At 74.7% G+C, this 15,052-nt stretch carries 13 protein-coding genes and 1 pseudogene; 6 read left to right on the top strand and 8 right to left on the bottom strand.

Annotation, left to right across the window (positions count from 1 at the left end; genetic code table 11):
* Positions 1 to 24: 24 nt before the first annotated feature.
* Positions 25 to 585: an NADH-quinone oxidoreductase subunit B gene (locus tag Q2K19_RS14425; protein ID WP_302771423.1), complete on the bottom strand. Its 561-nt coding sequence runs from the start codon at positions 583 to 585 to the stop codon at positions 25 to 27.
* A gap of 138 nt (positions 586 to 723) precedes the next feature.
* Between Q2K19_RS14425 and Q2K19_RS14420 the strand changes: the two genes are divergently transcribed.
* The 4 genes from Q2K19_RS14420 (at position 724) to Q2K19_RS14405 (ending at position 4,666) form a co-directional block, all read left to right on the top strand.
* Entirely contained in the window at positions 724 to 1,293 is a 570-nt protein-coding gene (locus Q2K19_RS14420; protein WP_302771421.1) for a SigE family RNA polymerase sigma factor, read from the top strand.
* The gene (locus Q2K19_RS14415; protein WP_302771419.1) at positions 1,286 to 2,497 is read left to right on the top strand and encodes a hypothetical protein; all 1,212 of its coding nucleotides are present in this window, start codon (positions 1,286 to 1,288) and stop codon (positions 2,495 to 2,497) included. Before Q2K19_RS14420 ends, Q2K19_RS14415 begins: the two co-directional genes overlap by 8 nt.
* A 365-nt stretch (positions 2,498 to 2,862) precedes the next feature.
* Positions 2,863 to 3,594, top strand: a complete 732-nt coding sequence (locus Q2K19_RS14410; protein WP_302771417.1) for a hypothetical protein — start codon at positions 2,863 to 2,865, stop codon at positions 3,592 to 3,594.
* Positions 3,595 to 3,721: 127 nt separating this feature from the next.
* Entirely contained in the window at positions 3,722 to 4,666 is a 945-nt protein-coding gene (locus Q2K19_RS14405; protein ID WP_302771415.1) for a hypothetical protein, read from the top strand.
* Positions 4,667 to 4,720: 54 nt separating this feature from the next.
* On the opposite strand, the gene Q2K19_RS14400 is transcribed toward Q2K19_RS14405, so the two are convergent.
* Genes Q2K19_RS14400 through Q2K19_RS14390 form a run of 3 tightly spaced genes read right to left on the bottom strand, consistent with a single transcriptional unit; the run spans position 4,721 to position 7,947 of the window.
* Positions 4,721 to 6,196 carry a pyridoxal phosphate-dependent decarboxylase family protein gene (locus Q2K19_RS14400; protein ID WP_302771413.1) on the bottom strand — a complete coding sequence of 492 codons (1,476 nt, stop codon included), beginning with the start codon at positions 6,194 to 6,196 and terminating at the stop codon, positions 4,721 to 4,723.
* 27 nt (positions 6,197 to 6,223) lie between these two features.
* Positions 6,224 to 7,600: an MFS transporter gene (locus tag Q2K19_RS14395; protein ID WP_302771412.1), complete on the bottom strand. Its 1,377-nt coding sequence runs from the start codon at positions 7,598 to 7,600 to the stop codon at positions 6,224 to 6,226.
* Positions 7,601 to 7,632: 32 nt separating this feature from the next.
* Positions 7,633 to 7,947 (bottom strand): MGMT family protein, encoded by a 315-nt coding sequence (locus Q2K19_RS14390; RefSeq protein WP_302771410.1) that lies wholly within the window; start codon positions 7,945 to 7,947, stop codon positions 7,633 to 7,635.
* Between the two features lie 13 nt (positions 7,948 to 7,960).
* Between Q2K19_RS14390 and proB the strand changes: the two genes are divergently transcribed.
* Positions 7,961 to 9,118 (top strand): glutamate 5-kinase, encoded by a 1,158-nt coding sequence (gene proB / locus Q2K19_RS14385; RefSeq protein WP_302771408.1) that lies wholly within the window; start codon positions 7,961 to 7,963, stop codon positions 9,116 to 9,118.
* Positions 9,119 to 9,184: 66 nt separating this feature from the next.
* Positions 9,185 to 10,426, top strand: coding sequence for a glutamate-5-semialdehyde dehydrogenase (locus tag Q2K19_RS14380; protein ID WP_302771406.1), 1,242 nt, complete (start codon positions 9,185 to 9,187; stop codon positions 10,424 to 10,426).
* 533 nt (positions 10,427 to 10,959) lie between these two features.
* Here the strand turns inward: Q2K19_RS14380 and Q2K19_RS33340 are convergent.
* The 4 genes and pseudogenes from Q2K19_RS33340 to Q2K19_RS14360 form a co-directional block, all read right to left on the bottom strand.
* A pseudogene (locus Q2K19_RS33340) lies at positions 10,960 to 11,829 on the bottom strand (hypothetical protein); the annotation flags it as partial.
* 68 nt (positions 11,830 to 11,897) lie between these two features.
* Positions 11,898 to 13,145, bottom strand: coding sequence for an adenylyltransferase/sulfurtransferase MoeZ (gene moeZ / locus Q2K19_RS14370; RefSeq protein ID WP_302772494.1), 1,248 nt, complete (start codon positions 13,143 to 13,145; stop codon positions 11,898 to 11,900).
* Positions 13,146 to 13,186: 41 nt separating this feature from the next.
* Positions 13,187 to 14,080, bottom strand: coding sequence for a DUF3152 domain-containing protein (locus Q2K19_RS14365; protein ID WP_302771403.1), 894 nt, complete (start codon positions 14,078 to 14,080; stop codon positions 13,187 to 13,189).
* Positions 14,081 to 14,163: 83 nt separating this feature from the next.
* A complete protein-coding gene (locus Q2K19_RS14360; RefSeq protein WP_302771402.1) occupies positions 14,164 to 15,048 on the bottom strand; it encodes a DUF3152 domain-containing protein in 885 nt (294 codons plus the stop codon).
* Positions 15,049 to 15,052 lie beyond the last annotated feature (4 nt).

The following is a 15,052-nucleotide window of genomic DNA, read 5'->3' as shown; positions in this document are numbered from 1 at the left end:
AGCCCTCGACCGCCACCCGACCGGTCAGCCGGTCGGCGGACGTACCGGCGGGGCGGTGAGGGCTTCGACCGGACGCGGGGCCGCGTCGGCCGGCGAGGTGAGCCGGTCCGGACGGTGGACCCCGCCGAGGCCGGCCTCCTCGGCGGCGATCTTCTCCTGGAGGCGGAGGATGCCGTGCAGCAGCGCCTCCGGGCGGGGCGGGCAGCCCGGCACGTAGACGTCGACCGGGATGAGCTGGTCGACCCCCTTGGTCACCGAGTACGAGTCCCAGTACGGGCCGCCGCAGTTGGAACAGGCGCCGAAGGAGATGACGTACTTCGGCTCGGGCATCTGGTCGTAGAGCCGCTTGACCGCCGGGGCCATCTTGTCGGTGACCGTGCCGGAGACCACCATGAGGTCGGCCTGCCGGGGGCCGTGCGCGAAGGGGATGACGCCGAGCCGCATGAAGTCGTGCCGGCCCATGCTGGTGGCGATGAACTCGATCGCGCAGCAGGCCAGGCCGAAGTTGAACACCCACAACGAGTAGCGGCGGCCCCAGTTCAGCACGAACCGGATCGGCTCGCCGAGCACGGCCGGCAACTGCACCTCGGGCCTCCCTCACCTGTCCCCGATACGACAGTCAACCACAGCGCCGGAGACGGCAACCGACGCAACCGGGCCCGGCGTCGACACGTGTGACCGACGTGGACCGCACGGGCGGCCACGGTGCACGGGGAGGACCGGATGACGGTGATGAGGGAACCGCGGCTCGGTGAGCCGCCACCGGACGGGACAGCGCAGCGGCCGGAGCGCCGGGAGCGGGCCGAGGGGATCGACTTCGACGGCCTCTACCACGCCTACTTCCGGTCGCTGACCCTCCAGCTCGCCGCGTACTGCGGCGACCTGCCGCAGGCGCAGGACCTGGTGCAGGAGGCGTTCTGCCGGGCGTTCGCCCGCTGGTCCCGGGTATCCCGCTACGACGACCCGGTCGCCTGGGTACGCCGGGTCGCCTGGAACCTCGCCACCAGCCGCTGGCGGCGGCTGCGCACCGCCCAGTCCTGGCTGCACCGACAGCGCGAGGAGCACGTGCCGGGTCCCGACCCAGACCGGGTTGCGCTGAACGTCGCCCTCGCCCAGCTTCCGACCAACCAGCGCCGCGCGGTGGTGCTGCACTACCTGGCGGACCTCTCCGTCCTGCAGATCGCGGAGCAGGAGGGGGTGCCGGAGGGCACGGTCAAGTCCTGGCTGCACCGGGGGCGGGCCGCGCTGGCCGCGCAGCTCGTCGGCACGAACGAGGTGAACGACCGTGACTGAGCTTGACGACATCCTGGTCAGCGGCGAGTTCGCCGCGTTCCGCGACGCGTACGGCCCCGAGGTGCGGCCGGCCGGGCCGGCCGAGGTGCGTCGGACCGTACGCCGGCGCCGCCGGCGGGCCGCGGTCACCACCGCCGCCGTCGTGGCGCTCGCGGTGGCCCTCCCGGTCGCGGCGAACGCGGCCCTGCACGAACGTCGGTCGCCCGCACCGACCGAGAGCGTCGAACCGACCCCGTCGGAGCCGACCGGGTCGCCGACGCCGTCCGCCACTTCGTCGCCGACGCCGAGCACGGCCAGCCCCACCCCGGCCGCCCCGAACGGCCGGATCAGCCGGGCCCAGCTCCTGGCTGCCCGCGTCGACCTCCCCGACTGGCCGTCCTACGCCCCGGAATCCTGCACGGTCAACGACGTCCGGCTCGACCCGGGACCGGGGATCATCGCGGACCCCGTGCCGGTGCTGTTCGGCGAGCCCCGCTACGGCGACCTGGACGGCGACGGCGCCGTCGAGACGGTGGCCCTGATCGCCTGCCGGTTCGGCGAGGCCTCGGCGAAGCAGGTGGTCGCGTTCGACCGGGACGAGCGCGGACGGGTCGTCACCCTGGGCCAGGTGGTCGGCGTTCGCGAGGGGATGGGCGACATCACGGACTTCTCCGTCGCCGCCGACGGGACGGTCCGGGCGCACGTGGCCGACATCCAGCCCTGTTGCAGCACCCCCCAGTGGTGGCCGCAGCGGCAGTGGCGGACGTACACCTGGACGGGCAGCCGGTTCAGCCAGACGGCCGGGCCGACGAAGTTCGGGACGGATCCCCGGCTGACCGACCTCAGGCTGACCGCCGGTGACCTCGTCCTCGGCCCGGCCGACGCCAGCGGGAAACGGCCCGGGTCGGTGACCGTGACGGTGACCAACAAGGGTCCGGTCGACGTGCCGGGGGTCGGCTTCGGCGAGCAGTTCACGATCGGTGAGCCGGCCGGCGGGGACCTGACCCGCTGCCGGATGACACCGACGGACGGGAGCGACGCCTGCGTGCTGGACGGCCTCCAGGTCGGGCGGAGCCGGACGTACACCTTCCGGTTCCTGGTCGATCCGGCCGGGCCGCCGGGTGGCCAGCGGAGCCTGCGGGTGATCCACTTCGACGCGCAGGGGCGGTACTGGACGGACCTCCGTCTGCGGGACAACTTCGTGAACCTGCACGTCGTGGGCTGACCGCCGCACGAAACGGAGGCGAGGGCCCGGCAACAGCCGGGCCCTCGTCGTATTCACGACAAAAGATGTCGCAACGGGCAGCCCCGGCGGGGCGTGTTCCCGGTACCGGGCGGACGGAAGCACCGTCGCCCACCCACGGGGATCACGGGAGGAACAGCAATGACCACACGTACGGCACGGATCACCAGCGCGGTGCTCGGCGCGAGCGCGGCCCTGCTCGGCCTGGCGGCGCCCGCCAGCGCGGCGACCGCCACGGCGGCCGGCCCCGACGTCACCGCCCAGCGCCTGGTCCTGACCCCGACCGACCGGGGGTACGTCGGGACGCTGACCGCGACGGTGACCAACCCGGGCGCACCGCCACCAGCGTGGACCTGCTCGTCACCGAGCCGGCCGGGGCCTCGTTCACCACCTTCGAGCCCGGCGGCGGGCCCTGCCTCTACCAGGAGCTGGTGGAGAACCGGCTCGTCACCGACTGCTACGGCGGCCGGCTCGAGCCCGGGGCGAGCCTGACGTTCCAGCTCGGCTTCCACGTCTGGACCACCGCCCGGGACTACCCGATGGTGGCCCGCGGCGGGCAGATCGCCGTGGTGCCGTCCGGCGCCTCCAGCCCGTCGGACACCGCCCGGTTCACCACCCTGTTCGCCTCCACCACCGGAAGCCTGCGGCACCCCCGGACGTACGAGCAGGCCACCGCGACGGACCTGGCGATCCGCGGTGACGCCGTGGTGCTGACCCGGCAGGCCGACGGGAGCCTCCAGGGCCGGATGCCGGTTACCGTCCGGTACGGCAACGACGCCCCGTCGTTCCAGGTGGACGTGGCCGCGAACCTGCCGGCGGGCGTCCTCGTCTGGGGCACCGACCCGCAGGACATGCCGAGCTTCCCGGACTCGTTCAGCGTGCCGGGCAACCGGTTCATGCCCGGTGAGGAGCGCACCTTCGACGTCATCCTCCGGGCTCCGGCCGGGACCCCGGCGGGTGACCTGGGCACCGGCTCGTACACGGTCACGGCGGGTTACTTCTCCGGCATCCCGGTGCCGGACGTCGACCCGGCCGACAACACCACCTCGTTCACGGTGACGGCGGTCGACGCGAGCTGAGCGGCATTCCTGGCGAGAAGCCCGTTTCATCCGATGGGTCAGCGTGGATGGAACGGGCCTCGTTATGTTGCTCGTTCACCGCGAGCCAGAAGGGCGCGTGGGGAATCACGGGGAAGGTTCATCGTTCATGTCCATCACCCTGTCCACCGGACGCCGGGTCGCCGCCGGCCTGCTCGGCTCGGCGCTGGCGCTGCTCGCCGCCGGCGCACCCGCCGCCGCCGCGCCGGCCGAGGCGACCGGCACGTTCTCCATCACGGCACCGCAGTTGGTGCTCGACCCGACCGACCAGGGCTACGTCGGCACCTTCACCGTGACCGTCACGAACAACGGCACGGTCGCCGACTACCCGACGCTGGCCCTCACCGAACCGGCGGGAGGCTCGCACACGACGATCGACCCCGGTTTCGGCTGCACCATCCAGGGCCTGACGCAGAACCGGATGCGGAGCCAGTGCACCGGCGAGGAGATCGCTGCGGGCGCGAGCAAGGCCTACACGCTGGGCTTCCACGTGTGGACCACCCCGCAGAAGTACGCCATGATCGCCACCGGCGGCGAGATCGGCGTACTGGAGGTCGGCAGCGGCGAACTGTCCGACAACGTCGCCTTCACCACGCTGTTCCGGTCGACCAACGGCAGCCTGAAGAAGCCCAAGCCGTACGTGCAGGCGACCCAGAGCGACATCCGGGCCAGCACCACGCCCGGCACCGTCGCCCTGAGCCGACTCGCCGACGGCAGCCTGCAGGGCCGGATGCCGCTGACCGTCCGGTACGGCAACGACGCCCCGTCGTACGACCTCGGCGTAGAGGCGACCCTGCCGGAGGGGGTGGTCGTCGACCACATCGAGCCGCAGGACGCCCCGAGCTGGAACCTGGGCTTCAGCGTGCCGGGCGGCCGGTTCATGCCCGGTGAGGAGCGGACCTTCGACGTCATCCTGAGGGCTCCGGCCGAGACCCCGGCGGGCGAGCTGGGTGCCGGCTCGTACACGGTGACGTCCAGCTACTGCTACTGCGAGCCCGTGCAGGACGTCGACCCCACCGACAACACCACCTCGTTCACCGTCACCGCGAGCTGAACGACCGTCGCCCGGCCGGGGAGCCCCGGCCGGGCGACGGTCTCGTCGCGGCGGTCACCAGGTCGGGCGTTGCAACAGCCCGACGAACTCCACCAGCAGGCGCTCCCGCAACGGCACCGGGGCGGCGTCGAGCAGGGTGTTCACCGCCGCCATCCGGTCCGGCGCCGGGCCGGCGCCGAGCCCGAGGCCGGCGGCGAGCCCGGCGATCAGCTCGGAGGTCAGCGCCTCGGGGGTGAGGCTCCCGGCGAGGGCCAGCAGCTCCGGCGGCAGCACGACCGGCCCGGCCGCCCGGGCCGCCGCGACCGCCTCGGCCAGCGCCGGACCGAACTCGGCCACCCGGGGGGCCACCGCCGCGGTCACCGTCAGGTGCACGCTGGCCGGCAGCCCGGCGTACGCGAGCTGCGGCTGGGTGTGCCAGCCCCGGGCGGTCAGCTCGTCGACCAGCACGAACAGGTCGAGACCCGGGTCGTCGCTGGTGAAGCAGACCACGGTCGACGCCGGCTCGGCCATCAGCCGCAGCCCGTCGACCGCGCGGACCGCATCGGCCAGCCCGGCCACCGCGTCCCGGGTCAGCGCCGCCAGCCGCAGGTAGCCGTCCTCCCCCAGGTGCCGCAGGGTGGCGTAGGCGGCGGCGATCGGGCCGCCCGAGCGGGTCGAGGCGATCACCGGGTTGACCATCGTGTAACCGGGCCAGTCGGCGTACGCGAAGTACTGCGGCGCGCGCAGCCCCGGGTTCCGGTGCAGCAGCACCGACACCCCCTTCGGCGCGTACGCGTACTTGTGCAGGTCGACGGAGATCGAGGTGACCCCCGCCACGGCGAAGTCGAACGCCGGCACCGGGGCGCCGAGCCGGCGCAGCCAGGGCAGGGTCCAGCCGCCGAAGCAGGCGTCCACGTGGCAGCGCACCCCGGCCGCCCCGGCCAGCGCGGCGATCTCCGCGACCGGGTCGACCACGCCGTGCGCGTACGACGGGGCGGAGGCGGCGACCAGCACGGTCTCCGGCCGGATCGCGGCGGCCACGTCCGCCGGCCCGGGGCGCAGGGTGACCGGGTCGACCTCGACCGGGTCCAGTTTCACCCGCAGGTAGTGGGCCGCCTTGGCGAAGGCGGCGTGCCCGCTGGCCGGCACCACGATCCGCGGCTCGGCCAGCTCGGGCCGGGCGTCCCGGGCCGCCTTCACGGCCAGGATGAGGGACTCGGTGCCCCCGCTGGTGACGCTGCCGACCACGTCCGGAGCGCTCGTGCCCGGGCCCCCGCCGAGCAGCCGGGCGGCCGCGCCGACCAGGGCGTTCTCCATCGCCAGCAGGGACGGGAAGGCGGTCGGGTCGAGTCCGTTGACGTGGGCGCTCTCGGCGTACGCGGCCTGTGCCAGCTCGTCCAGCCCGGCCACCCCGGGGTCGTAGACGTACGCGAACAGCCGGCCCCCGTGCGTGGGCCGGTCGGCCGCCCGCAGGGCGCGGATCTCGGCCAGCACCCGCTCCGCCGCCACCCCCTGCTCGGGCAGCGCGCTCAGCTGCTCATGGTCGGTCATGGACTCGTGGCGCCCTTCTCGTGATGGTCAGCGACTCTCGTCCCCCACCAGGACGCCCCGGTCGGTGGGACCGGCGGGGGACGGCAGGCGGTAGGCGCGCAGCAGCAGCACCGGGGCGGCGACCAGCAGCGCGGGGAGGACGGTGAAGCCGAGCAGGACGCCGAGCCGGGCGCTCGCCGGCTGGGTGGCCGCCGCGCCGGTCGACGACGAGACGTAGCCGGAGAACTGGAGGACCAACCCGTAGCTGCCGGGGCCGAGGGCGAGGCCGAAGGTCTCCCCGGCGGTCCACAGCCCGGTGAACACCCCGGCCTGCCGCCGCCCGGTGCGCGCGGTGTCGTACGCGATGCAGTCCGGCAGCATGGCGAGCGCGAAGACCTGCTGGCCGGCGTACCCGACGCCGATCAGCGCGACCACCACGTACACCCCGGCGGCCGGCAGCGCGGGGGCCGTGACCAGGGCCAGCGCGCCCGCCGCGAAGAGCAGCGACGCGATGACCAGCGCGGCCCGCTTGCCCAGCCGTGCGCCGACCCGGGTCCAGAGCGGCATGACCAGCAGGGCGGGGGCCACGAAGCAGGCGAAGAGCAGGGTCGGCCCGGTGTCCGGGGCGCGCAGCACCTGGTCGGCGAAGTACTTCACCCCGGCCAGCACGGTGGCCACCCCGGCGGACTGCACCACGAAGCAGACCAGCAGGGCACGGAACGGACGGTTGCCGGCGGCGACGGCGAGCTGGGCGCGCAGGCTGGGTTCGCTCTCCGCCACCGGGCCGATCGGGGCCGCGCGGGTGCCGAGGAAGGCGCCGATCGCGCCGGCGCCGATCAGCGCGGCGACGAAGAGTCCCATCCAGCGATGCCCGGGCACGCCGTCGCCGCCCGCGGTCACCACCGCCGGGGCCACCGCGCCGGAGACCAGGATGGCCAACGCCAGCACCGCGATCCGCCAGGTCATCAGCCGGGTACGCTCCGCCGGGTCGTCGGTCAGCTCGGCGGGCATCGCCACGTACGGCACCTGGAAGAAGGCGAACGCGGTCGCCGTGGCCAGGAAGGCCACCGCCACGTACGCCCCGGCGGCCGGGCCGGCCCCGAACGGCGCGGCGAAGATCGCGGCGAAGAGGACGGCCAGCGCGAGCCCGCCGCCGAGCAGGTAGGGCCGGCGGGCGCCCCAGCGGGACCGGGTCCGGTCGGAGATCCGCCCGGCGACCGGGTTGACCAGCACGTCCCACGCCTTGGGCAGGAGCACCAGCAGGGCGGCCACGCCGGCCGCGACGCCCAGCGTGTCGGTGAGGTACGGGAGCAGGAGCAGCCCGGGCACGGTGCCGAACGCCCCGGTGACCAGTGAACCGAGCGCGTACCCGGCGTGCACCCGGCGGGGCAGCCGCCCGGTGGGGTCCGCCCCTGTCCCCCTCATGGCGCCGAATGTTGCTCACGTTATGGCCCGGGTCACATCCCCTCCTCCGGCGACCAGGCTGCCGCCGACATGTCCACCCCGGACTGCCGCAACGGGCAGCCCTCGGCCCGCAGCCGGGCGCGCGCCTCCACCTCGTGCCCGGGCGGCAGCCGGCCCGCCGCGTTCACCACCCGGTGCCAGGGCACGCCGCCCCCGTGCCGGGCCATGATCGAGCCGACCAGCCGGGCGGAGACGCGCCCCGAGCGCTCGGCCAGCGCGTCGGCGACCGCCCCGTACGACATCACCCGGCCCGGCGGGATCCGCTCGACCAGGTCGAGCACCGCCTCGACGTACTCCTCAGGCGTCATGACCGGCCACGATATGGGAACGCACCGAGGTCCGGGGGACCCGGACGCGCAGAATGGGCGGGTGCGCGAAGCAGTCACCTCGGCCCGCCGGATCGTCGTCAAGATCGGTTCGTCCTCGCTGACCACCGCGACGGGCGGCCTGGACGACACCCGGGTCGACGCGCTGGTCGACACGCTCGGCGCGCTGGCCGCCGGGGGCCGCGAGGTGGTGCTGGTCTCCTCCGGCGCGATCGCCGCCGGCCTCGCCCCGCTCGGGCTGGCCCGGCGCCCCCGCGACCTGGCCACCCAGCAGGCCGCCGCCAGCGTCGGGCAGGGCCTGCTCATCGGCCGGTACGCGACCAGCTTCGCCCGGCACGGCCGGACCGTCGGGCAGGTGCTGCTCACCGTCGACGACGTGACCCGGCGGGCGCACTACCGCAACGCGTACCGGACCCTGCGCAAGCTGCTCGACCTGCGGGCGGTGCCGATCGTCAACGAGAACGACACGGTGGCCACCGAGGAGATCCGGTTCGGCGACAACGATCGGCTCGCCGCCCTGGTCGCCGCCCTGGTCCAGGCCGACCTGCTGGTGCTGCTGTCGGACGTGGACGCGCTCTGGACCGGCGACCCGACCCGCCCCGGCAGCACCCGGATCACCGAGGTGCACGGCGACGCCGACCTGGCCGGCGTCGACGTCGGCGGCGCGGGCCGGGCCGGGGTGGGCACCGGCGGCATGGTGACCAAGGTCGAGGCGGCCCGGATCGCCACCGGCTTCGGCATCCCGGTCGTGCTGACCGCCGCGCCGCTGGCCGCGGCGGCACTGGCCGGCGAGCCGGTCGGCACCTTCTTCCACCCGAGCAGCCGGCGGCCCGCCGCCCGGCTGTTCTGGCTGGCGCACGCCACCGCGCCGCGCGGCCGGCTGCACCTCGACCCCGGCGCGGTGCAGGCGGTGGTGGGGCGGCGGAAGTCGCTGCTCCCGGCCGGCATCACCGCGGTGGACGGCGCGTTCACCGCCGGCGACCCGGTGGACCTGGTCGACACCGAGGGCGCGCCGGTCGCCCGGGGGCTGGTCAACTACGACGCGGTGGAGCTGCCCGGGCTGCTCGGCCGCTCCACCTCGGAACTCGCCGCGGCGCTGGGCCCGGCCTACGAACGAGAGGTCGTCCACCGCGACGACCTCGTACTGCTGTAAGCACGGGCCCCTTGCTAACGCCTGGCGTTGTACAGGGGCCCCCTCCTAACCACTGAGGAGTGCACGATGAGCGTCGTCGAGCAGGCCCGGCGGGCCCGGGACGCGGCGGAGGCCCTCGCGGTCGCCACCCGTACCGTCAAGGACGCCGCGCTTCACGCGATGGCCGACGCGCTGGTGGCGCGTACCCCGGAGATCCTGGCCGCCAACGCGACGGACCTGGCGGCCGGGCGCGAGGCCGGGCTGACCGCGGCCGTGCTGGACCGGCTGGCCCTCGACGCGGGCCGGGTGGCCGGCATCGCCGACGCCCTGCGCCAGATGGCCGCGCTGCCCGACCCGGTCGGTGCGGTGGTCCGCGGCTCGACCCTGCCGAACGGGTTGGAGCTGCGGCAGGTCCGGGTGCCGTTCGGGGTGGTCGGCATCATCTACGAGGCCCGGCCGAACGTGACCGTGGACGCGGCCGGCATCTGCCTGAAGTCCGGCAACGCGGCGCTGCTGCGCGGCTCCTCCTCGGCCGCGCGCTCCAACGCCGCCCTGGTCGCGGTGCTCCGGGACGCGGTCGCCGGGGCCGGCCTGCCGGCCGACGCGGTGCAACTGCTCGACGCCAGTTCGCGGGAGTCGGTCAAGGAGCTGATGCGCGCCCGAGGCCTGGTCGACGTGCTGATCCCGCGCGGCGGGGCGTCGCTGATCCGGACCGTGGTCGAGGAGTCCACCGTGCCGGTGATCGAGACCGGGGTGGGCAACTGCCACGTCTACGTGGACGCCGCCGCCGACCTCGCCAAAGCGGTGGCGATCACCCTGAACGCCAAGACCCAGCGCCTCTCCACCTGCAACACGGCCGAGTCGCTGCTGGTCCACGCCGGAATCGCGGACGCCTTCCTGCCGGCCGTGCTGGCCGCCTTCGCCGAGGCCGGGGTGACCGTGCACGGCGACGCGCGGGTGGCCGGATACTCCGCCGCGGTCGTGCCGGCCACCGAGGAGGACTTCGCCACCGAGTACCTCTCCGCCGACATCTCGGTCGCCGTGGTCGACTCCCTCGACGCGGCGGTCGCGCACATCCGGCGGTACGGCACCGGGCACACCGAGGCGATCGTCACCGACTCGCAGTCGGCGGCGCGGGAGTTCGTGGCCCGGGTGGACGCGGCAGCGGTGATGGTGAACGCCTCCACCCGGTTCACCGACGGCGGCGAGTTCGGCTTCGGCGCGGAGATCGGCATCTCCACCCAGAAGCTGCACGCCCGCGGCCCGATGGGGCTGCCCGAGCTGACCAGCACCAAGTACGTGGTCACCGGCGACGGCCACCTGCGCTGACCGGCACCCCCGCCGGCCGCGTCCGGTCAGGCGGTGGGGGCGGTCGGCTCCGGCGGGGCCACCCGCGGCCCCTCGGGCTCCGGCCCGGGCCGCGGCGCCACCGGCGGCACCACGGCCTCCGGCGTCGACCCGACCGTCCACGGCGGCATGCCGACCGGCGGCACGAAGGGCCGGGCCAGCGGGGCGGCCGGCGCGACCACGTCCGACGGCGGCTCGACGCCCGGGACGGTCGGCGCGGCCGGCGGCCCCACCTCGGCCGACAATGCCGGCAGGGCGGGCGGTTCCGCCTCCGCCGGCACCACCGGTCCCCGGGGCTGCGCTGGCAGGACGGGCGGTCCGGGCTGCGCCGGCACGACGGGCCGACCGGGCTGCGCCGCCACGACGGGCGATCCGGCCGCGGTGACGGACGACGCGCGGGCCGGGGCCGGCGGCGGGACCACGGGGGCCGCGCGCGGCGCGGGCACCACGGGCAGCGCGGTCGGCTGCGGCGACCGGAAGGGCGCCCCGGAGACCGGGACCTCGGGCGCGGTCGGGCGGCAGGCCCGGATGGCGCGCAGCGTGGTGTGCACGTCGAACTGGTGGCCGTCGTCGCTGTCCCAGCCGCCGTCGCTGCGCTGCGTCTCGGCGAGCCGCTTGCGCGCCGAGACCAGCAGCCACTGCTCCTCGCCCACGTCGACCCGGCGCAGCGTGGCGGCGAGCCAGGCCACGTCGGCCGGGGACATCTGCGGGATCCGCTCGGCCAGCACCGCCTGGATCCGCGCCGACTCGTAGTACAGCTGCTGGCGGTGCAGCACCGCCGCGGCGAGCCAGCCGGCGGGGAGGAAGGACGGCCAGCTCCCGTCGGGCGCGAGCTGCGCCGCGAGCGCGTGGGCCGCCGCCTGCACCACCCCGGCGTACGCCCCGCCGACGCGGTGGTCCAGCGGGCCGGCGGCCCGGGCGTCGAGCCCGGCCACGGTCAGCCAGAACCCGGCGTTGGCAGTCAGGAAGAGGCGGGCCTCCGGGTCACCCGGCGTGGCCCACTCGGGGGCGAACCCGGCCAGCGACGGGTGCTCGTCCCAGCCGCCGTCGGGGAGTTGCCCGGTGGCCAGCCAGTCCAGGGCGTGCCGGGCGGCCGGGCGGCCCAGCCCGCCGAGGTCGTCCAGCTCGGCCAGGCGGAAACAGGTGGCGTCGACCGAAGCCACCTCGCCGTCGAGCACGGCCGGCCAGCCGCCGCCAGGCGCCTGCCCGGCCTCGGCCGAGTCGAGCAGGTCGGCCGGCACGGGAGCTCCGGTGCGCAGCCGGGACAGACGGGCGCGGTCCACCGCGTCCCCATGAGCCACGACGAACCCGATCGCGGCGTCCAAATCGACCACGCCGGCAACGCTACCTGTGCAAACGTGGTTGCGCCTCGGTAGCTCGGCCAGGGGTGGCCTCGCCCACCGGTGGGTACGCGCAGGGCCCGTCCGTGCCGGACGGGCCCTGGCGGACGGACTCAGTACGCGGGCAGCGACGGGTCGATCTGCTTCACCCAGGAGAGCACCCCGCCCTGCACATGCACGGCGTCCTTGAAGCCGGCCGCCTTCAGCGCGGCGAGCGCCTCCGCGGACCGGACGCCCGACTTGCAGTGCAGCACGATCTGCCTGTCCTGCGGCAGCTTCGCCAGCGCCTCGCCGGAGATGATCTCGCCCTTGGGGATCAGGGTGGCGCCGGGGATGCGGACGATCTCGTACTCGGCGGGCTCGCGCACGTCGACCAGGAAGATGTCCTTGCCGGCGTCCTGCCACTCCTTCAGCTCCAGCGCGGTGATGGTGGAGTCGACCACCGCCTCCTGCGCCTCGACCGGGACCGCGCCGCAGAAGTCCTCGTAGTCCTCCAGCAGGTCGGTGACCGTCGGGTCGTCGCCGCAGAGCACGCAGTTCGGGTCCTTGCGGACCTTGATCTTGCGGTAGCTCATCTCCAGGGCGTCGTAGACCATCAGCCGCCCGACCAGCGGCTCGCCGATCCCGGTGAGCAGCTTGATCGCCTCGTTGACCTGGATCGACCCGATGGACGCGCAGAGCACGCCCAGCACGCCACCCTCGGCGCAGGACGGCACCATGCCGGGCGGCGGGGGCTCCGGGTAGAGGCAGCGGTAGCAGGGGCCGTGCTCGGCCCAGAACACCGACGCCTGGCCGTCGAACCGGTAGATCGAACCCCAGACGTACGGCTTGCCGAGCAGCACCGCCGCGTCGTTGACCATGTAGCGGGTGGCGAAGTTGTCGGTGCCGTCGACGATCAGGTCGTACTGGGAGAAGATCTCCTTGACGTTCTCCCGGTCCAGCGCGGTGTTGTGGATCTCCACGTTGACCAGCGGGTTGATCTCGCGGATCGAGGCGGCAGCCGACTCGGCCTTGGACCGCCCGACGTCGGACACGCCGTGGATGATCTGCCGCTGGAGGTTGGACTCGTCGACGGTGTCGAAGTCGATGATGCCGAGGGTGCCGACGCCGGCGGCGGCCAGGTACATCAGGGCCGGCGAGCCGAGACCGCCGGCGCCGACGCAGAGCACCCGGGCGTTCTTCAGCCGCTTCTGCCCCTCGACCCCGACGTCCGGAATGATCAGGTGGCGGGAGTAGCGACGGATCTCGTCTACGGTCAGCTCGGCGGCGGGCTCGACGAGCGGGGGCAACGACACGGTGGACTCCCCGGGATCGGCGGTGGGACCGCGCCATTGTCGCTCGCCCCGGTAGGGATCGGCCATGATGAGGGCCACGTAGCCCGACATGCGGGAGCGGGAATAACTCAGAGGCCGTCGACGAGCTCCCCCTCGTAGCGGCTCCCGTCCAGGTACGGCCAGGCGTTGGCGACGCACCCGTCCAGCCCGTACGTCTGCTGCTGCATGACCGGGGCCGGCCGGCCGGGTCCGGGGCAGGCCTGGTGCACCTCGCCGAACTCGTGCCCGACCTCGTGATTGATCACGTACGTCCGGTAGGCCTCCAGCGAGGTGCCGTAGTCCGGCACCGCCTCCATCCAGCGGGCCAGGTTGATGATCACCTGGCCGGGCAGCCGGCAGGAGGTGAACCGCTCGGTGATCAGGCCGCCCTCGGCGCACATCCGTTCCGAGGTGGCCGGCGTGGCGAGGTAGATGGTGAAGTCGGCGGCGGCCGCCTCGGTCACCCGCTGCACCCGCAGCTCACCGGAGGCGATCCAGCTCCGCGGGTCGCCGAGCACCGCGTCGACCGTGGCGGCGAACCCGTCGGCGTCCTGGCCGCTGTCCCGCTCGACCTCCACCCGGTAGCGGCGCAGCGGCCCGTCGTACCCCCGCACCGGCGAGCGGCCGTCGGCCGCGGCGAAGCTCCCGGCGCCCTGGGTGGGGTAGCCGGTCGGCTCCTCGTGGTTTCCGGCGCCCAGGCGGTTGGCCAGCCGGGCGTCGCGGGCCGCCATCGGGGCCGGGTCGGCCCGGCGGAGCAGCCCGGTCAGGCCGGCCGCGCCGCCGCCCAGCACCAGCAGGGTGACCAGGAGCAGGACGGTACGGCGCCGCCGGCGTCGCATCCGGCGCAGACCGGGGCGGACGGGTGGGGCGGCCGTGCCGGGGTGGGCCGGCGGACGGTCGAAGTCGAGCCGGACGGGACGGGACGCCGGTGCCGACGGTGCGCCGGGGTCGGCAGGCGGGTCGGAAGGGGACGACGGCGTCATGCCACCAGCGTGCCACGCAAATTAGGGCATTCGGTCGCTTTTACCGCTTGTTTCGCGAGTTCTCATCGTCGCGATCAGGTAGTTCAGACGGTCGGGCCGACGTAGCGCCTGCCGTTGCGGAACGGCCACGGGTTCGGCTGGCAGCCGTCGAGGAAGAGGGTCTGCTGCTGCATCACCGGCGCCGGTCGCCCCGCCCCCGGGCAGCCCTCGTGGTGATGCCCCAACTGGTGCCCCACCTCGTGGTTGATCACGTAGAGCCGGTACGTGTCCAGCGGCATCACCGCCGCGACCAGGTGCGGCGCCGAGGTGCGCCAGCGGTCCAGGTTGATGACCACCTTGCCGGACACCCGGCAGGACGTGTACGGCACCCCGCCCTTGCGGATGTCGATGCCGCCCCGGCGGCACAGGCGGGCGGCGGTGTCCCGGGTGGCCAGGTAGATGGTGAAGTCGTACCGGGAACCGGGGGCGACCCGCCGCAGCCGCAGCCGGCCGTCGTCCACCCAGCTCCCCGGCCCGGCGAGCGCCCGTTGCACGGTGTCGCCGAAGGCGTGCACGTCCTCGCCGGAGCCGTTCTCCACGGCCACCCGGAACCGGTGCAGCGCCCCCGCCCGACCGAGCACCCGGCCCGGCCGGTCGTCGTAGGCGTAGCTGCCCCGGCCGTGCGCGGGCACCGGGCCGGGCAGGGAGAACACCGGTGCGGGCGGGACCGGGCTCGGCGACGGCGACGGGCTCGCCGGGGTGGACGGCGACGGCCCGGTCGGGGACGGTTCCGCCGGCCGGACCACCGACCCCTCACTCACCAGCAACTCGGCCCCGGCGGACGGCCGTTGCACCACCACCCCGACGCCGACGCCGGCGGTGGCCAGGAACGCGACCACCACGGCCGCGGACCGCCATCGGCGGGCGGCCGGGCGACCGGCGGAGACGGACCGCGCGGCGGCGCCACGCGGACGGGAGGAAGTGGGCATCCGG

Source organism: Micromonospora sp. NBRC 110009 (genome assembly GCF_030518795.1).
Taxonomy (GTDB): Bacteria; Actinomycetota; Actinomycetes; order Mycobacteriales; family Micromonosporaceae; genus Micromonospora.
The sequence above is the reverse complement of the archived record's forward strand: the minus strand, read 5'-3'. Positions and strand labels throughout refer to the sequence as shown.

Coding starts and splice junctions, on each gene's coding strand:
- Q2K19_RS14420 (WP_302771421.1), top strand. CDS start 724: ATGACGGTGATGAGGGAACCGCGGCTCGGTGAGCCGCCACCGGACGGG.
- Q2K19_RS14405 (WP_302771415.1), top strand. CDS start 3,722: ATGTCCATCACCCTGTCCACCGGACGCCGGGTCGCCGCCGGCCTGCTC.
- Q2K19_RS14400 (WP_302771413.1), bottom strand. CDS start 6,196: ATGACCGACCATGAGCAGCTGAGCGCGCTGCCCGAGCAGGGGGTGGCG.
- Q2K19_RS14395 (WP_302771412.1), bottom strand. CDS start 7,600: ATGAGGGGGACAGGGGCGGACCCCACCGGGCGGCTGCCCCGCCGGGTG.
- Q2K19_RS14390 (WP_302771410.1), bottom strand. CDS start 7,947: ATGACGCCTGAGGAGTACGTCGAGGCGGTGCTCGACCTGGTCGAGCGG.
- proB (WP_302771408.1), top strand. CDS start 7,961: ATGGGAACGCACCGAGGTCCGGGGGACCCGGACGCGCAGAATGGGCGG.
- Q2K19_RS14380 (WP_302771406.1), top strand. CDS start 9,185: ATGAGCGTCGTCGAGCAGGCCCGGCGGGCCCGGGACGCGGCGGAGGCC.
- moeZ (WP_302772494.1), bottom strand. CDS start 13,145: ATGGCCGATCCCTACCGGGGCGAGCGACAATGGCGCGGTCCCACCGCC.
- Q2K19_RS14365 (WP_302771403.1), bottom strand. CDS start 14,080: ATGACGCCGTCGTCCCCTTCCGACCCGCCTGCCGACCCCGGCGCACCG.
- Q2K19_RS14360 (WP_302771402.1), bottom strand. CDS start 15,048: ATGCCCACTTCCTCCCGTCCGCGTGGCGCCGCCGCGCGGTCCGTCTCC.